Genomic DNA, 20,598 nt, shown 5'->3' with positions numbered 1-20,598 from the left:
TGTTTGTTTAGCAAAATTAATGAATTCTTGTACTTTTATTGTTAATGAAAATGAAACTTTTCAACCAAAATTATGGGTTATTAACAGTTTGACTATTTTTGTACAATGCGTGCCCTTAAAACCATTTTTGATTTCTACATCTATAGTAGCATCCATGTTGCTTTAGCAGTGTTTGCATTGTCATGGGTTACGCTATTGCAATTTGATATGGAGTACGATGAAAATGTACTTTATTTTATTTTTTTCGCATCTATAACTGGGTATAATTTTGTGAAGTATTTTGGATTAGCAAAATTTCATCATCGAAGTTTAGCTAAGTGGTTAAAAATGATTCAAGTGTTTTCTGGAATTTGTTTTGTGATAATGGGTTATTTTGCTCTCAAACTAGAGCTTAATACATTAATTTATATTGGTGTTTTTGGGCTGGCAACATTTTTATACGCGATTCCTATTATTCCTAAAAAAATCTTTTTAGACAAGAAAAAGAACTTACGCAGTATTGGTGGACTCAAAGTCTATATAATTGCAGTGGTATGGACAGGTGTTACTGTTTTCTTGCCTTTACTCAATAATGAATTTGATATCACAGATGATATTATAATTATAGCTATTCAGCGCTTTATTTTTGTGTTGGTATTGATGTTTCCTTTTGAGATTAGAGACCTAAACTATGATAGTTTGAAATTGGCGACTATTCCGCAGAAAATAGGAGTGAAGCAAACCAAACTTGTTGGTTTGTTTTTATTGATTGTATTTTATCTTCTTAATTATTTTAAAGACGATATCAATACTACCGTTTTAGCAAGTTATTTTATAATTTCATCAATCACACTATTATTTTTAGTTTTTTCTAAACAAAATCAAAGTAAATATTATAGTGCGTTTTGGGTGGAGAGTTTACCCTTAGTTTGGTTGGGAATCCTATTTATGATTCGCTAATTCTTTTTGAAAAGCAGCGTTTAATTGTTCTTTAGCAGAAGCCTCCATTGTTTCTACTTTTGGATTTTTCATTAACTTAGTTAATTTTCCATTTTTACTAGAATACTTACGACAAGCACGACAGTAAATTAAATGTATATTAAGTACGATCTTTTCCCAAAGGTTAGCTTCTTTATACTGAGCTTTGTCACAGATATGATTTGCTTCGCGACACTTTAACTTCATTTTACTCATAATTAAAACCAATTTTTTTCCATGCAAGCAGCCATAGCGGTTCTAGCTCTATGAATGATTACCCATAGGTTAGACGCAGTGATTTCTAATTCATTACAAATCGCTTCAGTTTCATAGTTTAAAAGTGTTTTCATCTTAAAAACTTTAGCCTGTTTTTCTGGTAATTTGTCCAAGCAATCGTCAATTGCCATACCTAATTCTGTATTCTCAATGGTGTCTTCTGCGGTTTTATCAAAAGGATCTGCAACACGCTCTTCTAGCCAATCGCCTTCATTTTCGTCACTACTATATGACATTCTTACTTCAGCTTTACCTTTGTTAGAATTAATTTTACGGTAATGATCTATAATTTTTCTTTTTAATATCGAAATGAGCCACGTACGTTCACTTGCTTCTCCTTTAAAATTTTTCATAGATTTTAAACCAGCGACAAAAGTGTCTTGAACTAAATCTTGAGCAATTTCTCTGTCATTCACACGAGTGATGGTGTAATTAAAAAGATAATCGGAATATAGTTTAATCCATTGATTAGGATCGATAATGTGTTTTGGCATTTGTTTCTGAAAAAATATTAAATCAAAAATAATGTAAATAAATGAGTAATTCTAATGAATCACTTATGTATGGTTTTTTTGTTTTTCACACTAACTTCAGAGCCTTCAGCAAGGATAATAGATGTTGGTCTAACGTTTTTTAGGTGTTTGAATTGAATACCATAATTATTTTCAAAATCTATATTAATATTGTGATTTTTGACTTTTAATTGTCGCCATGTAGGATGAACAACTTCATACTCAAAAGTTTTGTTCTTGTGTTTTGTGTATCCAAAGTAATGCTCTGTAATAAATTGTTCTTCTGAATCTTCTGAGATTGATGTATATTCTGTTTCAGTTTCTACTGAAATGGATTGCCACTTATTTCCTAGTTTCCATTGATATTCAAAGCTTTTTGAGTGCTCACTTTCTGTCCAATGATGTTTCATTTCCGCAGTAAAATAATGCTCGTGATATATGGAATTAGCGACTAACGTAATTAATGGTTTTGGTACAATTTCTTTTATAAAAACGACACCACGTTCTCCATTTCGTTGCACATAAAATCTCAGGTTAATCTCCTCAAAATTGACATGATATGGTAATTTTATACCTAGCACTTTGGTGTCCATAAATAGGAATCCTACAATACTCACAAAGTATTTACCATTGTAACTGTCAAGCTTTGTTCCTAATGGTACAAATGGTTCTAGGATTTTTGGATCTACTTCGTAATTGATAAGGATTAGATTTTTCCAGTAGGCTTTTAAAAATGTCATGATTATGAGTTTATTAAATCATCTAGCGCAATTTCAATATCAGAATGTATGAATTTAAACCCACTGTTTAATAATCGCTCCGGAATTACATTTCTACTTTTTAAAACCAGTTCGGGTTCAGTACCAATGAGTTTTGCTCCAAATTTAATGAGCCATTCTGGTTGAGGAATCCCAAAAGGGACATGCATCACTTTTCTAAAAGAAGACATCAACGTTTTATTGTCTGTAGGCTTAGGAACTGCTAAATTGAAATTCCCATCAAGTTTCTCATTGTCAATTAAAAATTCTATAGCTCTTGCGAAATCTAGTTCATGAATCCAACTCACTTTTTGATTTCCTGAGGCTTGTCTTCCTCCTAAACCAAATTTAACGAGATTTTTTAAAGGCTCAGTTGCTCCTCCATGTTTTCCCATGACGATAGAAGTTCTCAAAGCAATTTTTCTAGTTTTAGGATTTGTGATAGAGTAAAACGCTTTTTCCCAAGATTTAGCAATATTCATTGAGAAGTTATCACCAATTTCTCCAGTTGCTTCAGTCATTTGTTTGTCTGTAGAATGTCTGTAAATTGTCGCAGTAGAAGAGTTGAACCAAATTTTTGGCGGATTCTCACAAAGATTAATTGCTAATCCTAAAGCATGAGTAGAATCTATACGAGAGTTGAGAATTTGTTGTTTATTGTCTTCGGTATATCTACAATCTACAGATTTCCCTGTGAGATTTATGAGTACATCGGTTTGCTCTAAAGTTTTTGTCCAATCTTCAAGATCTTTAGCATTCCAATAGATGTTATTTTTACGTTTTACTGTTCTTGTTAATATGTAAACTGTATCTCCTTTTTTTGTAAAGTAGTCTTCTAGAACTTGTCCTAGAAATCCACTACCACCAGCTATTGTTATTGTTGTCATTAGTTTAAAATTAGAATGGTTAATAAAATTAGTACTCTGTAAAGGACCCAAGTATACGTTAGAAAACGCGGTAATTTGAGCAGTTTAATTCGTCTAAAATGTTCAATAAACATGATTAAGACTGTTATTCCAAATCCTATTAAAAAGATGATTTCATGAATTTGAACCATCCAATTTATGATGAGTAAAGGTAATAACATCAAACTGCCCATGAGTGAGATGGTCATCAAATTTCCGAAGTAATTAAGAATCATTTTCTTATCTAATTTATAGATAAGCAATCCTTGAAACACCAATTGCCCAATAGTTATAAAACCTTCTCTCATTAAAGATCCATGCGGTAAAGTGGTGATGTTTTTAGAAAAATGAAATAGGGTAAACATCGTCACAACTACAGAAAATAGAATATAAAGCAAACGATACTTCACATTGAAACTTGGTAAGCATTGCAATTGTTCTGATTTGTTTTTCTCACTTGGAATAATCACTTTACGGTTATATGAAATAAAGGAATACAACTTTTTTAATAGAAATTTCACAGGTTTTATATGTCCAATTTTTTCAATTATTGGGAATCTAAATCCGAGAACTTTCAACAAACTATCAATTCCATAAATCACCGTTTTATTTTTGGTGTCTACCAAAGCGATTTCATTTGATGCACGTTCAAGGTTGATGAAATTTTGGTTTTCCGTAGAAATTGTGCTGTATGGCTGTCTTCCGTTTCGGTCTAACATCCCAGTTTTTATAAAACCAGAGGTGTAGACTTGACATAACGGACAATCTTCATCATAAAGCAAAGTGTGGTTTTCTAGTGTTTTCATTGTTTCTGAATTAAATAGGTGATGTAAACAAAATAGGTTGCTATTGACATTGGTAATCCTATTAAAACTATAATAGGTAGAGTAGGAGCATATGGACTAATATTAAATAATATTGCAAGAGCCAAAAAGTTCAATCCTACTAAAGCAATATATAATCGTAAATGTTTTTTGATGCTCTCAGATTTGACTCTGTTTTTAGATATTAAAAAGTATAAAAGTTGTATGATTCCGAAGAAAAATTGAAAAACTAATCCAGTTGCTACATCACAAAATATATAAACACTTAGTGTTGTGAGGTAAAATATGACGTTAGTGTAATGTAGAATTTTCATGATAATTAATTTTTCAATTTTGACTTCATTTAATATTTACTGTTCATCTCTTACATCATAAACAGGTGTCTTTATTACTTTTTTAAAGCTCTGTCTAGATTTGCGACGTCCTCTAAAAAAGAAGAATAAATTGATGAATAACATCACGCCCAAATAGATAGAAAAGCCTCCAATTTTTTTACTCAAAATCTCGATTAGTGTTTGTGAGCTCATTTCCGAAGAACTAGAATAACTAATCTTTAAAATGAGTAAAGCCCAACCAATATTGATAAGATAGAAACCAATTTCAAAGAGTTTATTGGTTGCTAAAGCAATGTCTTCTTGACCTTTAAAAATATCTAGCATAAAGTATTTACCATTTTTGAATAGCATTTTAGACACATAAATTGTGAGTATAATGACGATTGGTAAATAGATGAGGTAACCGATGATGATTTTAGAATTTTCCATGATTGAAAGTTTTTAGATTTATTATTTAAGTTTATTGTTTTTGTTTTTTTGATTTTACGAGATAGTTAAGGCAGAGTACATTGTTGTAATGCAAAACTGCTAAGCCAATGATTATGATTCCTAAATGATGGCTTAAAGTGCTTAACGTTTCGGTTAGATTATTGACTTTTTCCCAATAAGCAAGTGTGATAATTGCATAACCCAGATTAGTGAGATAGTAGCCAATCAGTAAAAGATTATTGATTGGTTTTACAATAGTTTCATCTTGCTTATATAAATGCAATAGAAATACTTCGCCATGTGTGTAAAACATCCACCCAACTTTTACCATAATCACAGCGATGATTGGTAGGTAAATGCAATATGTGAGGATGTTGTAGTTCATTATTTGTTGTTTTAAACTTTCAGAAAATATTGAAAGTGAGTTTTAAATTTTTTTAGTATGGATTGTATAGGTAAGAAGTATCATCAAACCCAATGGAAATATAAATTGCCATCCAAAAGGATTTCCTTCCCACACTAGAAAAAAGAATGCGACAAAAGCGAAATAGATGTAGATTAATTTTTCCTTCGGAAATGCGATAAAAAATAAAATTGCAGCTAAAACCTGAAGAATTCCTGTTAAGACCAAGCCATAAGCCAGACCAATTAAACAACATAATGCAAGAATATTAATGACTTTTGAAATTTTGAGTACGGTTTTCATAGTTTATGGTATTATAGAACTTTCAGAAAATATTGAAAGTAGTGTTTAAATTTTTTTATTTCATGAATTTTAGTACAGACTTAGTAATCCAATTTTGTTTTTGAGTTGCCATTTTATGAATCATATCATCTGCAGTTTCAGTTAAATCGTGTAATGCTTTTGTTTGTTTTATGAGTTCTCTTGTTTTTTCTGTTCCGTCGTCTGTAATTGAAGAGACCTCTTTTAATACTTTAATAACAGGTTGAATTTCTCTACGACTACGCTCTTTAGCAATGATTCTAGCTAATTCTTGTACATTTTTTTCTGTTGTGAAATATTCTTTACGTTCTCCAGGAATGATTTCTTTGGTCACAATTCCCCAATCCATTAACTGTCGTAAATTCATACTTGTATTACCACGAGAAATTTTAAGATCTTCCATAACATCTTCCATAGACAATGGTTTCGTAGAAATAAAAAGCAAAGCTTGTATTTGAGCCATCGCTTTATTGATTCCCCAAAGTGTACCTAAGCTTCCCCAAGTACTCACAAATTTCATTTTAGCTTCGTCGTAATTCACGTTTTTAATTTTGTTTTACATGACAAATATATTAAATATTTTAAACTTTCAATAATTATTGAAAGTTTATTTTTAAGAATAATACTTATCATTTCTTCGGAAATGTAACTTGCTCAGTCATATCAAGCTTTTAAACTATTAATTTTTACTAAATATTGTTTTTTTACTACATTCGATTTCCAGATTTTATACTTTGAAACGAGCATGTTCCAAATTTTATCACCCAAGATGATGATTAATTGCGAACAGCATGTGACCATTAAAACAATAAAGATTAACACATGAAAACAACTTTACTTAGTTTATTTATTTCTTTTACTTGTCTTTTTGGGTTTTCTCAAATAGAGTTACAACCAAACCCAAGTGATATTAACTCAGGAACTTTTGTGCTTAAGTATGGAGAGTTTGGAGATTATTCCATTTTTGATCCTATGAGTAATCCTAATCTATATTTATACACAGGTTTACAAACAGATACAGATCCATTAACTTGGGATTATAATGATGGCGAGTTTTTAGTGTCTAATCTAGGTCAAATGATACCTTTGACATATGATAACACTTTAGGTTATTATATAGCTACGTTTAATCCTAAAACAAGAACATATTTTGAAGAAGCAACTTTAAGTATGACAACAATACCAGAAAATACAGAGGTTTTTGATTGGTACTTTTTAATTACTACAAATGATTTGTCTAGACAGTCGGCAGATTTAAAAGGAACAGATTATGGTTTTAATTCGTCAACGGTTTTGGATGTGGACAATTATACCAATACTAATGATATCATAGTTCTTAACGGAAGTATTAAATTTTTAAAACAAGGACAATATAATCTTAGCGTCTATGATGTTTTAGGAAAGCGCATAAAAAAAGAAACCATTAATAATTCTGGTGAATTACTATATGATCTTAAATTAAGAAGTTCTGGACTTTATATTGTTCAAATTACTTCTGGAAGCACAAAAAAAACGGTTAAGGTTTTGAAGCATTAACCGTTTTATATTTTCTTATTTCTCAATCAATCCAGCACGTTTCAATAATGCATCTGGTTTTGGTTCTTGTCCTCTAAAACGTTTATATAAAGTCATAGGATCATCAGTACCACCTTGTGATAATACGTAATCCTTGAATTTTTCAGCAACATCTTTATTAAATACACCTTCTTCTAAGAAATATTCAAATGCATCTGCATCTAAAACTTCAGCCCATTTATAACTATAATATCCAGAGCTGTAGCCACCTTGAAAAATATGAGAAAATGACGTACTCATACAATTCTCTTTAACATCAGGATAAAGTTTGGTGTTTTGAAAAGCTTCTAATTCATGAACTTTTACATTCGTTATTGATGTTGGATCTTGTCCATGCCATGACATATCTAAAAGTCCGAAACTAATCTGTCTTAAGGTTTGCATTCCTTCATGAAAGGTTGCAGACGCTTTAATTTTTTCTATGAGTTCCATTGGGATGACTTCTCCAGTTTCATAATGGGTTGCAAATAACTCTAGAGCTTCTTTCTCATAACACCAATTTTCTAATATTTGGCTAGGTAGTTCTACAAAATCCCAAAACACACTTGTACCAGATAAACTAGGATACGTTGTATTAGCAAGCATGCCATGTAAACCATGACCAAACTCATGAAATAAAGTAGTCACTTCATTAAAGGTTAGGAGTGAAGGCTTGCTTTTTGTTGGTTTTGTAAAGTTGCAAACATTAGAAATATGTGGTCTATCATTAACACCATTTTTAATGTATTGTGGTTTGTAAACCGTCATCCATGCACCATTTCGTTTTCCTGGTCTAGGGAAAAAGTCTGCATAAAAAATAGAAACTAAATTCCCTTTGTTGTCTGTAACTTTATAAGTTAAAACATCTTCGTGATATTTATCTATCGTATCAATCTCTTCAAATTTTAAATCGAATAATCGCTCAGCAATAGTAAAAACACCATCGATGACATTCTCTAATTTGAAATATGGTTTTAATTGCTCATCATCTAAACTGAATAATTTTTGCTTCAATTTCTCAGAATAGTAAGAACCATCCCATTTTTCTAGTCTATCAATACCATCTAAATCTTTTGCAAACTGCTCTAAGTCTTGAAATTCTTTCTCTGCAGCAGGTTTAGCTTTTTCCAAGAGTTCGTTCAAGAAATTCTCAACAGTTTCTGGAGTTTTAGCCATGCGTTCTTCTAAAACAAAATGCGCATGTGTTTTATAACCTAGTAAATTAGCACGCTCATGACGTAATTTTGCGATTTGTAAAACGTTATCCTGATTGTCTAATTCATCACCTTTAAATGCTTTAGCACCTGCAGCAATAGCGAGTTTTTTTCTTAACTCACGATTATCTGCATAAGTCATAAAAGGAATGTAACTTGGGTAATCTAATGTAATTAACCAACCTTTTTTATCTTTAGATTCTGCTAATTGTTGTGCAGCTTCTTTAGCTCCTTCTGGTAATCCAGCAAGATCACTTTCATTAGTGAGATGCATTTCATATTTGTTGGTTTCGGCTAATATATTTTTCCCAAATTGTAATTTCAACTTGCTCAATTTTTTATCTATTTCACGAAGTCTTGTTTTTTTATCTTCGGAAAGATTAGCACCATTTCTAGAAAAACCTTTATATTTTTTATCGAGAAGTGTCTGTTGTTCTGTCGTTAAATCTAAATTGGATTTTTGGTCATAAACTGCTTTCACGCGTTTAAATAAATCTTCATTAAGTGTGATGTCATTACCAAATTCTGAAAGTAGCGGAGAGACTTCTTGAGCAATCTTTTGGATTTCATCATTAGTTTCGGCACTATTCAGGTTAAAAAAAATGCTTGAAAGTCTGTCTAATTCTTCTCCCGAAAAATCCAACGCTTCAATAGTATTCTCAAATGTTGGCACTTCTGTAGAAGATGTAATTGCATCAATTTCTGCTCTCGCTTTTTCAATCGCTTTTAAAAATGCAGGCATATAATCCTCATTTTTAATTTTTGAAAAAGGTGCAGTATGATATGGTGTTTCGAATTTTGAATTTAGAATATTCATATGTTATTTATGCGTATTATATGTAATTAGTATGTTGTTTAAATCATCAACCAGGCTAAGCTTGTTATTGGTTAATTTATAAGTCCAGCCAAAAGGTTCATGTTCTATCTTATATGTTTTTGTTCCTTTTTCCGAAGATAAAAGAATTAGTTTTTGGAGTCTACTTAGTCGTTTTATATATAGATTATTATCACTCATTTTTACAAATTCGAAAAAACCATATTCTTCCATGTCTTTAAATGGTTTGTTAGTCCATTTACCTATAGATTCTATGACTTTAAGCTTTTGATGTGATTTTTCAGTTTTAAAAATCTCAAGCAGTTTTTTGCTCACAATTTTGTAGTTGCCAGTATCTAAATGGTATAATAAGTCAGGATATTTGTCTTCTTGATATAACAATGAATAATTATAAAAACTCATTGATAAACCTTCTAATTGGTATGCAGGGAATTTACCACCAAAGGTTTCAATTACACCACCTACTGCTCTTACTTGCATAATGATTGGCCAAAATGCTAAATTGGCTTGAGCGTTGTAATTGTGGGTTAGGTGTAAAATAGGAACTAAATTATCTGGGTTGTAGTTTCCGTTACCGTGAGTTTCAAAAATTAGAGCAGTTCTAATCATATTACTCAATGAAATTGAGTCGCTTTCAATTTGTGTCTCAGTCTCTTCAAGATGAGTAATTTGATCTAAATCAAGTAATTTTTCCCAATATTTATCATAATCTTCTTGAGAATTGAGTTTGGAAATTTCAGTTTTATATTCCTCTATAGGGATTTGAGCAAAGCAACTAATTGAAAAACAGACAAATAATAAAACGATAATTTTTTTCATATGTGTTAGATTCAATTTAAAAATATTCGTTGATATGCAAAAATCATTAACTAATTCTTAAGGTTTTTACAGTGATATTATAGTATCTTTGCCGAGTTATTGAATCTTACTGAGAAGAAAAATTTAATAACTTTGATTAATAGCTAAAAAGCCTCGTGTAAAAGCGAGGCTTTTTTATATTGTAGATTAGCCTAAATTCTTAGAAGATTCTATTACTTTAGCTTTTAAGCTTTCTTTATAGTCTATAATGGTTTTGAGTACATCGTCATTTGATGAACCTATAATTTGCGCAGCAAGAATTCCAGCATTTTTTGCGCCATTTAAGGCAACTGTTGCCACAGGAACTCCTCCAGGCATTTGTAATATAGAGAGTATAGAATCCCATCCATCTATAGAATTACTACTTTTAACAGGAACACCAATCACTGGTAATGGCGATAATGAAGCCACCATTCCTGGTAAATGTGCTGCACCACCTGCTCCTGCAATAATAACATTGATGCCTCTAGAATGTGCATTCTTACTGAAATCGAATAACTTCTCAGGCGTACGATGTGCAGATACAATATCTACTTCTACCTCAATTTTAAACTCTTTTAGGATGTCAATCGCATCTTGCATGACAGGAAGATCACTTTTGCTTCCCATGATTACTGCTACTTTATTCATGTAAATTGTTTTTTAAATTTTTTATAATCCAGGTTCTAATATCATTGTATTTGATATTCCCTTTAGAGGCTTCAATTACAAAATTATATTTTTCATCTTCGGAAGTTTCAATCTCAAAACCTTCTTCTGTAAGTAGAATTCTCATGAAGGCATACGCCATTCTCTTATTTCCGTCGATAAATGGATGATTTATAATAATACTTTCAAATAAAGCTGCAGATTTGTCAATTATGGAAGGATATAAATCTTTTCCGTCAAAAGTTTGAAATGGTCGATTTAAAGCGGATAATAATAACGATTCATCACGTAAACCACTTGAGCCACCAGAAGCTTCTGAAATAATTTTATTTAACTCAATGGCTAATTCTTTAGAAATCATTGCGCTAATTTTTCAAATAATTTCTGTTCCGTCTTTAATAAGTTTAGAAGTATCTCTTTGCGATTTTCGTCTTTAGAAGATAGTTCTTTAACTGTAAATAGAACCTCATCTAAAGTGCTATCAGGAAGTTTATCTATTATTCTTTTTATGGTTTTTTTCTTATCAACTATTGTCATAATATCAGCCCTTTAATCAAAATTACAAAACTTATTTCGAAATCACTTTTATCGTTTTCTTAACCTCTTCAGCAATTCGTCTAGCTTCATTAATATCTTCATTTACAATGGTAACATGTCCCATTTTACGAAAAGGTCGCGTTTGCTTTTTTCCGTAGATATGAGGTGTCACACCATCAAGACTCATGATATTTTCTATGTTTTCATAAACAACATCGCCAGTGTGGCCTTCTGCACCAACCAAATTAACCATAATGCCACCAACTGTGCTTTCTGTTTTTCCTAATGGAAGATTTAAAATAGCGCGTATATGTTGTTCAAATTGTGAGGTGTAATTGGCTTCAATCGTTTGGTGACCTGAGTTATGAGGTCTTGGAGCCACTTCATTTACTAGAATCTCATCATTTTCGGTTTGAAACATTTCTACCGCTAAAAGTCCAACATGTTTAAATGCTTCGGAAACTTTAAGAGCCACATTTTTTGCTTTTTCAGCTACAGCTTGGTCAATTCGAGCAGGACAAATTACATACTCAACTTGGTTGGCTTCTGGATGAAATTCCATTTCTACAACTGGATATGTTTTTACATCTCCATTAGAATTTCTTGCTACGATAACTGCCAATTCATTTTTAAAAGGCACTAAATCTTCAGCAATACATTCGCCTTTTGGTAAACCTTCTAAGTCAGAAAGTTGTCTTACCATTTTTACACCTGTACCGTCATATCCAAATTGAGTAGCTTTCCAAACGAATGGGAATTGCAGTCCGCCATTGTCTATAGCATCTTCAATTTCGGATAGGTAAGCAAAGCGCGTAAAATCTGATGTTGGAATATTATGATCTCTGTAAAATAATTTCTGAGTAGCTTTATTCTGAATAATACGAAGGTTCTTAGATGACGGATAAACCTTCACGCCTTCTTTTTCTAATTTTTCAAGCGCAGCAACATTAACGTTTTCAATCTCAAAAGTTAATAAGTCCACTTGCTTTCCGAAGTTATAAACCGCATCAAAATCCATCAAATCGCCTAAAGTAAATTGATTGCACGCAATTTTACAAGGTGCTTCATCACTAGAATCCATAACATGAGTTGTGATATCAAATTTTCTTGTGTTGTACAACATCATTTTACCAAGTTGTCCACCACCAAGAATACCGAGTTTGAAATTTGAAGAGAAATAGTTCGTCATTAGTCTTTTTAGCTAAATGTCACATTGAGCGCAATCAAAATGCACGTATTGCAAGAAATCCACGCTTTTACCACACAAAAATACACTAATTATAAAACAATATTCTAAAATCATAAATTGAAAAATAGACAAACGTAAATCAAATCCGTATCTTTGGCTTTTTAAAAACAAAATCAAGTGATTAAACTACACGATTTATACTTTAAACCATTCATTTCTGAAGAAGAAGTTGATGCTACTGTACAACGTTTGGTAGATGAGATAGCAAATGATTTACAGGACGAAATCCCAGTGTTTGTAGGGATTTTGAACGGTTCTTTCATGTTTGTGAGTGATTTTGTAAAGAAATATCCTAAACCTTGTGAAGTCACTTTTATCAAGCTGGCATCTTATGAAGGTTTGAAATCTACTGAGGATATTCATAGACTCATTGGTTTAACACAAGATTTATCTGGTAGAAAAGTAGTTATTCTAGAAGATATCATTGATTCTGGAAACACATTAAAAGAAGTGCATCGCATTTTTGAAAACGAGAATGTTGACGAGCTAAAAATCGCAACCTTGTTTTACAAACCAGAAGCCTATAAAAAAGACTTTAAATTACATTATGTTGGTATAGAAATCCCTAATAAATTCATAGTTGGTTATGGATTAGATTACAACGGATTAGGGAGAGATTTACCAGCTATATATCAATTAAAAACAACACAACACATGACTAATTTAGTGCTATTTGGACCTCCAGGAGCAGGAAAAGGAACACAAGCTAATTTTTTAAAGGAAAAGTATAATCTAGTTCATATCTCAACAGGAGATGTGTTTAGATTCAATATAAAAAACAAAACTGCTTTAGGCATGTTAGCTAAGTCTTTCATGGATAAAGGTGAACTTGTACCAGATCAAGTGACCATTGATTTGTTAAATGCAGAAGTTGAGAAAAATACAGGTGCTAACGGGTTTATCTTTGATGGTTTCCCAAGAACAAATGCGCAAGCAGAAGCTTTAGATCATTTGATGGATAGCAAAGATTCGCAAATTAATGCGATGATTGCCTTAGAAGTTGATGATGAAGTACTTGTTGGACGTTTATTAGAGCGTGGAAAAACAAGTGGAAGAAAAGATGATGCTGACGAGTCTATTATTAGAAACAGAATTACAGAATACTACAAGAAAACAGCAATATTAAAAGATTATTACGCAGCTCAAGATAAATATTTTGGAGTTGATGGTGTTGGTAGTATTGAAGATATTACAGAACGTTTGAATAAAGTAATCGATAAATTATAAGGTATCTTATAAGCAAACGAATTTATATAATACAAAGACTATGACTGAGGGGAACTTCGTTGATTACGTAAAAATACAAGTATCTTCTGGAAAAGGAGGACAAGGTTCTTCACACTTACATCGTGAGAAATTCATTGAAAAAGGTGGTCCAGATGGAGGAGATGGTGGTCGAGGAGGTCATGTTATTATTCGTGGGAGTTCAAACCTTTGGACACTTTTACATTTAAAATTTAAAAGACATGCACGCGCAGGTCATGGAGGTCATGGAAGCAAGAGTAGAAGTACAGGAGCAGATGGAGAAGATGTTTATCTAGATGTGCCTTTAGGAACTGTTGTGAAAGATTCAGAAACCGATGAAACGTTGTTTGAAATTACCGATGATGGTGAAGAGCAAATCATCGCACAAGGTGGACGAGGAGGACTAGGGAACTGGCATTTCAAAAATTCTCGTAATCAAACACCTCGTTATGCACAACCAGGAGAAGACCTTGAAGAAAATAGAATTACTTTAGAACTTAAAGTTCTTGCAGATGTTGGTTTAGTTGGTTTTCCAAATGTTGGAAAATCTACATTACTATCTGTTGTTTCTGCTGCAAAACCTAAAATAGCAGATTATGAGTTTACGACTCTAAAACCAAATTTAGGGATTGTAGAGTATCGTGATTACAAAACGTTTGTCATGGCAGATATTCCTGGGATTATTGAAGGTGCTGCCGAAGGTAAAGGTCTTGGTCATTACTTTTTACGTCACATAGAGCGTAACTCTATTTTACTGTTCTTAATTCCTGCAGATGCTAAAGATATTCGTAAACAATATGATATCTTGTTGGATGAACTCAAGCGTTATAATCCAGAAATGTTGGATAAGGAGCGTATGATTGCGATTTCTAAAAGCGATATGCTAGATGACGAACTCCAGGCAGAAATGAAAGTACAGTTAGATAAAGAACTTCCAATACAATACATGTTTATATCCTCTGTAGCTCAAAAAGGGATTATGGAATTGAAAGATAAACTTTGGAAAATGCTTAACGATTAATTTTTGCGGTCACTGAGCTTTTTAGATTGTTGTCATTGAGCTTGTAATCGTAATATTGCGTAATATGTTAGATTTGAGTCACTCAACGGGTGATTAGGTATTATGAAGAAAAAAATCTTTCCATAATCATTTTTTGTAGTTATTTGATATAAGGTTTCTCTTATGGATATTAAAGCCAATTTGTTATGAAAAATTTCTACGCTATTCTATTTTTTGTTTTTCCATTTTTTTGTTTCTCGCAATGTCCAGAAGTACCAGTTGGTCAGTCTTTTGTTTTAACAAGTCAAGAAGAAATAAATGATTTTGGGACCAATTATCCTAATTGTGATGCATTTTTAATTGTAGGTTTAACTATAAGTGGAAGTGATATTACAGATTTAAGTCCTTTGTCTAGTCTTACTCAGGTTAGGCATCTTAAAATCATTGGTAATCCATTATTAACAAGCCTTGATGGACTTAATTTATCAAATGTTATAGGAGATAATCATTTTTTTATAACTATTGGAGATAATTTGTTGTTACAAAATATCAATGCATTGTCTAGTTTTGCACAACCAGCAAGTGCAACAGGCGCTGGTCTTGTAATATATAGTAATCCACAACTAACAAGTTTGAGCGGTTTAGAGGGTATAGATGCTAACTATGTTGAAAGTTTAAATATAGTTAATAACAATTCATTAGTAAATCTTAATGGACTGGAAGGTATTCAAGGGACAGATTATTTATATATAACCAACAATGATAATTTAGTTAATTTTAGTGGATTAGAGAATTTTACATATGTAGATTTAGTGTTTCAAATTGAAAATAATATGAGTCTGGTTTCATTAGAAGGACTTGAAAATCTTAATACAGACCTACTAGATTTATATATAAGAGATAATTTAATTTTAAGTGATATTTCACAATTAAATATCTCACCATTAGGCGGTGGATTGCAAATTAGTAATAACCCTAGTTTATCTGTTTGTAATATTGATGCTATTTGTGAGTATCTAAATGATCCAAATCCGTCTCCTAATTTTGGCAGTCTGGTAATATCTGACAATGCAGAAGGCTGTAAAAGCTATTTTCAAGTGGCATATGCTTGTAATTCTAGGCCTTTTAATGACGACATTGAGTTAGCAGTACCAATCACACTTAATCAAACACTTGAAATATACAGTACGTTTGGAAGTGAATCAATACAAATCCCAAGTTGTAACGAATCAAATAGAGAAGATGTTTGGTTAACTTTTAACTTAGAAACTGCATCGCTTGTAGATATTATAGTTGACAATGATTACAATTTGCAATTATGGGAAGGTGAGTACAGTAGTTTGATCCAAACTCAAAATGCTTGTGCTGCAGGAAGTTTAAATGATATTACTATTACAGCGAATACCAATTACTATCTTCAAGTATGGTCTAATGATAGTTCTGGAGCTACTGGCTTATTTGATTTAACTTTTCAAGACGCAACTTTATCAGTTAAAAAGGATGTTTTTGAAGGATTTTCAATGTATCCAAACCCAGTGAATTCAGTATTGACTTTTAGAGGGAATGATACTATTGAGTCAATTTGGGTTTATGACCTCGTAGGTCAAAATATATTGAGTATGGATTCTAATACAACTCAAGGAGAATTAGATGTATCTTCACTAAGTTCTGGAATGTATATCGTTAAAGTTGGTATTGATAATAGATATAAATCATATAGAGTAATAAAGGAATAATTTTTGCTACTTTTAAAATAAAAAAGGCAATGAAAAATCTATATCTCTTACTAACAGTCATACTATTGACTTCCTGTTCTTCAATTAGAGTCAATTACGATTACGAAAAAACGCGTGATTTTACACAATACAAAACCTATAACTATTTTTCTGATGTGAATACAGGAATGAGTGAATTAGACTCAAAACGTTTGTTCAAAGCATTTGATGATGCCATGCAAAGTAGAGGTTATACATTATCTCAGACTCCAGATTTTTTAGTAGATATTAAGTCTAGCGAATTTCAGCAACAACGAAATAACAATGTTGGAGTAGGTGTTGGTGGCTCTGGAAGAAATGTTGGTGGCGGAATTTCAATAGGATTACCAATAGGTCAAAGTCAACTTGGACGAGAAATCATTTTTGACTTTGTAGATGAAAGTAATGACCAACTTTTTTGGCAAGCAGTTTCTGAATCTAATTACAAACCTAACGCATCTCCCGAAAAACGCGAAGCTCAATTTATAGCGCTTGTAGAAAAGGTGCTTGAGGGTTTTCCGCCGAAAAAATAATTTTATCATTTCCATAACATCTTAAACTTCTTTTTAGTTTCATTGTTTTGTAACTTGTGTTAAACCGAAAAACAAAATAATGAATACATTAAAAAATAAAGTTGCACTTATCACAGGTGGAACAAAAGGAATTGGCTACGGTATTGCAGAAGCATTACTAAATCAAGGGCTTAAAGTTGTCATTACTAGTAGAACAGAAGCTTCGTCAAATAAAGTAGCTAAAGAATTAGGTGAGAAAACAAATTCAAAGGACATATAATAGGTGTTGAAGCAGATGTTCGGTTTTTAGAAAGCCAAGTAGCAGCAGTAAAACAAGCTATTGATACGTTTGGTCAATTAGATATCGTCATTGCCAATGCTGGTTTAGGACATTTTGGAAGCATAGAAGACTTAACTCCCGAACAATGGAATGATGTTATAGATACTAATCTCACAGGTGCTTTTAATTCGATAAAAGCAAGTGTGGATCATCTTAAAAAATCAAAAGGGTATTATATTACGATTTCAAGTTTGGCAGGAGCTAATTTCTTTGCAGGAGGATCTGCTTATAACGCTAGTAAATTTGGAGTCACAGGTTTTACGCAAGCGGTTATGCTTGATTTGCGTAAACACGGAATAAAAGTAAGTACTATAATGCCAGGATCTGTTTCTACTCATTTCAACGGAAATGAGCCAAGCGACAAAGGTGCATGGAAAATTCAAATCGAAGATATTGGAGAATTGGTAGTCGATTTGTTAAAAATGAATCCTAGAACTTTACCAAGTAAAATAGAAGTACGTCCTAAAACACCACCAAGTAACTAATATTTTTATATAATTAACTCAAGACCCGTTATGTCATTTTACAGATGATTTAACGGTTTTTTTTGTGTCATAAAGATTTGTTTCTAGACCTGTTTTCCGTTTACATAAATCATTTTACCGTTCATCATATTTTAGATAATTTCTCAAAGGTGATGCTGTAGTTTTATCATGTTATTAATAAAATAATCACATTATAAATATTAAAAATCATGAAAAATTACATCAAAAAAATTAAGTACATCACAAGTACCATCGCATTGATGGGAACATTGTTGTTACAAGCACAAGAGATAACAGGAACTTGGACAGGAGAATTAAAACTTGAAGACATGACCTTAGAAATGAATTTCAACGTCGAAGAGGTAAACGGAGTTTACTCTTCTACATTTGACGTGCCTATTCAAGGAGCAATGGGTATTCCTATAGAAAAAACAGAGTTTAATAATCTAACACTAACGATAGAATCTGAAGAATATGACCTCAAATATATAGGAGAATTAAGTGAAAGTCAGCTAAAAGGAACTTACACAGAATCGGGTAAAGATTATGTATTCAATTTAATCAAAACCGTAAAAACGCTTCCAGGTGATACTTCTTTACCATCAAGTGACGAAGAATTAAGGGGAATTGCTGCATTAGAAACATCATCTTTTAAATATACAGTAGAAGATTTTTTTGAAAAGCCTAAGCTGTCTACGTTTAGAATTTCGCCAAATGGAAACTACATTTCTTTCCGAAGAAAAGATGAAAACGGAAAAAATAACGTCATTGTCAAGAATCTTAAGACTAATGAAGAGATTACAGCCATTTACGAAAAAGAAGATTTAGTACGTGCTTATTTCTGGAAGGGTAATGATCGTTTAATCTATCTCCAAGACAAAGGTGGAAATGAAAACTATCATTTATTTGGAGCTAATCCTGATGGATCTAATAACGTTGAGTTGACACCTTACGATAAAACAATGGTGGAATTAGAAAACGTTTTGCAAGATGATCCTAATCATATGGTAGTGACTATGAATAAGGATAATGAGGAATTATTTGAACCATTTAAAATTAATATCAATACAGGTGAACTTGAAAAGTTATTTGAAAATACAGATCCAAAAACTCCTATTTCTGATTATATTTTTGATAATGATGGAGTTTTGAGAGCCTATTCAAAATTAAAAGAAGGAAAGTACTTTGAAAACTTCTTTAAAAACTCAGAAACAAAGGAATTTGAATTCAGAAATAAAACCGACTTTGATAACAACGATCTCATTTTAGCTTTTGATTACACGACAAAAAATCCCGATGATGTCTATTTAGTGAGTAATGTAGAGAGTGATAAATATGAGATTTATAAGTATGATATGAAAACTAATAAAAAATTAGAAACTGTTTTCAAAAATGATACTTATGAAATAGATAACATGGTTATTTCATCTAAAAACAGAAACTATGAAGTTGATTTCTATTCGTATGAAGGAGCAAAAAAGACTTTGGTACCTGTAAGCAAATTCTACAAAAAGATATATAAAAGACTTGCAAAGGAGTTTGGTGATAAAGAAATCTCAATTTTAAGTTATGATAAAAATGAAACTAAATTTATTGTTCATATCTCAAGTGACAAATTAAGAGGGATCTACTATTTGTATGATTTAGAAAAGAACACAGTAGAAGAGCTTGCAAATATGTTGCCTCATTTAGATGAAAAGGATTTGGCAGAAATGAAGCCAATAAGCTTTACAAGTCGTGATGGTAAAACTTTACATGGTTATATCACCTTACCAAAAGCAGCGTTAAATGGAGAGCAAGTGCCTTTAATTTTGAATCCGCATGGTGGACCATTTGGAGTAAGAAATAGTTGGACTTTTAATAATGAAGCGCAATTATTTGCGAGTAGAGGTTATGCAACATTACAAATTAATTACAGAGGTTCTGGTGGTTATGGTAAAGCGTTTCAAATTTCTGGACATAAGCAAATAGGTCGATCTATGATTGAGGATTTAGAAGATGGTGTAAATTTTGTCATCAAAAACGTTTGGGTAGATAAAGATAAAGTAGCGGTTTATGGTGCGAGTTATGGTGGTTTGGCAACCTTACAGAGTTTAATAAAAACTCCAGATATGTACATCTGTGGTGTAGATTATGTTGGTGTGTCTAACTTATTTTCTTTATTAGAGAATTTCTCTGGAGTACGTAAATCCTACATACAATGGTATAAGGACAGGTTTTATGATCCAGAAGTTTCCGAAGAACATAAAATCATGACCGAAGTGTCTCCAGCATTAAATGCAGATAAAATTTCACAGCCTTTATTAGTGATTCAAGGAGCAAATGACCCAAGAGTTAAAATAGAACAAGCAGATCAAATTGTTCAAAATATGAGAGCCAGAGGCATCCATGTTCCATATATGGTAAAGTACGATGAAGGCCATGGATTTGCACATGAAGCTAATAGAATTGAATTGTATGAAACGATTCTAGGGTTCTTTGCTCAGCATCTAAAATAATAACCAATCAATAAAGAGGTTGAACAGAACAGTTGTTCAACCTCTTTTTATTTAGGTTTTCCGTTCGACATAACCTATTTACCGCTCATCATAATTTCATAGGAATATTTAACATAGGGAGTTATTTTTATACTCAATCAATTAAACGA

The 20,598-nt window shown here is 31.9% G+C and carries 23 protein-coding genes and 1 pseudogene; 8 read left to right on the top strand and 16 right to left on the bottom strand.

The genetic code is table 11. From position 1 onward, the window contains the following. The first annotated feature begins 105 nt into the window (after nt 1-105). Nucleotides 106-939, top strand: coding sequence for a UbiA prenyltransferase family protein (locus tag IM744_RS09990; protein ID WP_194508002.1), 834 nt, complete (start codon nt 106-108; stop codon nt 937-939). Here IM744_RS09990 and IM744_RS09985 read toward each other — a convergent pair. Genes IM744_RS09985 through IM744_RS09940 form a run of 10 tightly spaced genes read right to left on the bottom strand, consistent with a single transcriptional unit; the run spans nt 922 to nt 6,261 of the window. Beyond that, complete coding sequence (locus IM744_RS09985) at nt 922-1,173, bottom strand: hypothetical protein (RefSeq protein ID WP_194508001.1); 252 nt, start codon at nt 1,171-1,173, stop codon at nt 922-924. The two genes, IM744_RS09990 and IM744_RS09985, sit on opposite strands and share 18 nt — an antisense overlap. Nucleotides 1,174-1,175: 2 nt before the next feature. Then, a complete protein-coding gene (locus tag IM744_RS09980; protein WP_194508000.1) occupies nt 1,176-1,727 on the bottom strand; it encodes a sigma-70 family RNA polymerase sigma factor in 552 nt (183 codons plus the stop codon). Between the two features lie 59 nt (nt 1,728-1,786). Beyond that, nucleotides 1,787-2,485, bottom strand: a complete 699-nt coding sequence (locus IM744_RS09975; RefSeq protein WP_194507999.1) for a YqjF family protein — start codon at nt 2,483-2,485, stop codon at nt 1,787-1,789. A gap of 2 nt (nt 2,486-2,487) precedes the next feature. Further along, complete coding sequence (locus tag IM744_RS09970) at nt 2,488-3,390, bottom strand: TIGR01777 family oxidoreductase (protein WP_194507998.1); 903 nt, start codon at nt 3,388-3,390, stop codon at nt 2,488-2,490. Then, the gene (locus tag IM744_RS09965; protein WP_194507997.1) at nt 3,390-4,214 is read right to left on the bottom strand and encodes a thiol-disulfide oxidoreductase DCC family protein; all 825 of its coding nucleotides are present in this window, start codon (nt 4,212-4,214) and stop codon (nt 3,390-3,392) included. Before IM744_RS09965 ends, IM744_RS09970 begins: the two co-directional genes overlap by 1 nt. After that, nucleotides 4,211-4,546: a hypothetical protein gene (locus tag IM744_RS09960; protein ID WP_194507996.1), complete on the bottom strand. Its 336-nt coding sequence runs from the start codon at nt 4,544-4,546 to the stop codon at nt 4,211-4,213. The genes IM744_RS09965 and IM744_RS09960 overlap by 4 nt, the downstream gene beginning before the upstream one ends. Nucleotides 4,547-4,582: 36 nt before the next feature. After that, nucleotides 4,583-4,996, bottom strand: a complete 414-nt coding sequence (locus tag IM744_RS09955; RefSeq protein ID WP_194507995.1) for a hypothetical protein — start codon at nt 4,994-4,996, stop codon at nt 4,583-4,585. Nucleotides 4,997-5,027: 31 nt separating this feature from the next. After that, a complete protein-coding gene (locus IM744_RS09950) occupies nt 5,028-5,381 on the bottom strand; it encodes a hypothetical protein (protein ID WP_194507994.1) in 354 nt (117 codons plus the stop codon). Nucleotides 5,382-5,423: 42 nt separating this feature from the next. Then, nucleotides 5,424-5,702, bottom strand: a complete 279-nt coding sequence (locus IM744_RS09945; RefSeq protein WP_194507993.1) for a hypothetical protein — start codon at nt 5,700-5,702, stop codon at nt 5,424-5,426. Nucleotides 5,703-5,757: 55 nt separating this feature from the next. Continuing rightward, nucleotides 5,758-6,261, bottom strand: coding sequence for a GbsR/MarR family transcriptional regulator (locus IM744_RS09940; RefSeq protein WP_194507992.1), 504 nt, complete (start codon nt 6,259-6,261; stop codon nt 5,758-5,760). Nucleotides 6,262-6,542: 281 nt separating this feature from the next. Between IM744_RS09940 and IM744_RS09935 the strand changes: the two genes are divergently transcribed. Further along, nucleotides 6,543-7,256: a T9SS type A sorting domain-containing protein gene (locus tag IM744_RS09935; protein WP_194507991.1), complete on the top strand. Its 714-nt coding sequence runs from the start codon at nt 6,543-6,545 to the stop codon at nt 7,254-7,256. Between the two features lie 15 nt (nt 7,257-7,271). Here IM744_RS09935 and IM744_RS09930 read toward each other — a convergent pair whose 3' ends face one another. From IM744_RS09930 to IM744_RS09905, 6 genes are all read right to left on the bottom strand, one after another. Then, nucleotides 7,272-9,305: a M3 family metallopeptidase gene (locus IM744_RS09930; protein ID WP_194507990.1), complete on the bottom strand. Its 2,034-nt coding sequence runs from the start codon at nt 9,303-9,305 to the stop codon at nt 7,272-7,274. Nucleotides 9,306-9,308: 3 nt separating this feature from the next. Then, nucleotides 9,309-10,142 (bottom strand): hypothetical protein, encoded by an 834-nt coding sequence (locus tag IM744_RS09925; protein ID WP_194507989.1) that lies wholly within the window; start codon nt 10,140-10,142, stop codon nt 9,309-9,311. Nucleotides 10,143-10,328: 186 nt separating this feature from the next. Continuing rightward, nucleotides 10,329-10,811 carry a 5-(carboxyamino)imidazole ribonucleotide mutase gene (purE, locus tag IM744_RS09920; RefSeq protein ID WP_194507988.1) on the bottom strand — a complete coding sequence of 161 codons (483 nt, stop codon included), beginning with the start codon at nt 10,809-10,811 and terminating at the stop codon, nt 10,329-10,331. Beyond that, nucleotides 10,804-11,190, bottom strand: a complete 387-nt coding sequence (locus IM744_RS09915; RefSeq protein WP_194507987.1) for a type II toxin-antitoxin system death-on-curing family toxin — start codon at nt 11,188-11,190, stop codon at nt 10,804-10,806. The genes purE and IM744_RS09915 overlap by 8 nt, the downstream gene beginning before the upstream one ends. After that, complete coding sequence (locus IM744_RS09910) at nt 11,187-11,366, bottom strand: hypothetical protein (RefSeq protein ID WP_194507986.1); 180 nt, start codon at nt 11,364-11,366, stop codon at nt 11,187-11,189. Before IM744_RS09910 ends, IM744_RS09915 begins: the two co-directional genes overlap by 4 nt. Nucleotides 11,367-11,397: 31 nt before the next feature. After that, nucleotides 11,398-12,555: a 5-(carboxyamino)imidazole ribonucleotide synthase gene (locus IM744_RS09905; RefSeq protein ID WP_194507985.1), complete on the bottom strand. Its 1,158-nt coding sequence runs from the start codon at nt 12,553-12,555 to the stop codon at nt 11,398-11,400. A gap of 177 nt (nt 12,556-12,732) precedes the next feature. Between IM744_RS09905 and IM744_RS09900 the strand changes: the two genes are divergently transcribed. The 6 genes and pseudogenes from IM744_RS09900 to IM744_RS09875 all read left to right on the top strand — a co-directional run bounded on the left by IM744_RS09900 (nt 12,733) and on the right by IM744_RS09875 (nt 20,449). Then, entirely contained in the window at nt 12,733-13,842 is a 1,110-nt protein-coding gene (locus IM744_RS09900; protein ID WP_194507984.1) for an adenylate kinase, read from the top strand. Between the two features lie 40 nt (nt 13,843-13,882). Beyond that, the gene (gene obgE, locus IM744_RS09895; RefSeq protein ID WP_194507983.1) at nt 13,883-14,881 is read left to right on the top strand and encodes a GTPase ObgE; all 999 of its coding nucleotides are present in this window, start codon (nt 13,883-13,885) and stop codon (nt 14,879-14,881) included. Nucleotides 14,882-15,066: 185 nt separating this feature from the next. Then, nucleotides 15,067-16,596: a T9SS type A sorting domain-containing protein gene (locus tag IM744_RS09890; RefSeq protein WP_194507982.1), complete on the top strand. Its 1,530-nt coding sequence runs from the start codon at nt 15,067-15,069 to the stop codon at nt 16,594-16,596. Between the two features lie 29 nt (nt 16,597-16,625). Then, the gene (locus IM744_RS09885) at nt 16,626-17,147 is read left to right on the top strand and encodes a DUF4136 domain-containing protein (protein WP_194507981.1); all 522 of its coding nucleotides are present in this window, start codon (nt 16,626-16,628) and stop codon (nt 17,145-17,147) included. Nucleotides 17,148-17,226: 79 nt separating this feature from the next. After that, a pseudogene (locus IM744_RS09880) lies at nt 17,227-17,951 on the top strand (SDR family oxidoreductase). A gap of 209 nt (nt 17,952-18,160) precedes the next feature. After that, on the top strand, nt 18,161-20,449 hold the full coding sequence (locus IM744_RS09875) for an alpha/beta hydrolase family protein (RefSeq protein ID WP_194507980.1): 2,289 nt from the start codon (nt 18,161-18,163) through the stop codon (nt 20,447-20,449). Nucleotides 20,450-20,598: the final 149 nt, after the last annotated feature.

This window comes from Psychroserpens luteus, from assembly GCF_015319355.1.
In the GTDB taxonomy this organism is placed as follows: domain Bacteria; phylum Bacteroidota; class Bacteroidia; order Flavobacteriales; family Flavobacteriaceae; genus Psychroserpens; species Psychroserpens luteus.
Note: the sequence above shows the minus strand (reverse complement) of the source record. Positions and strands in the feature narration are given on the sequence as shown.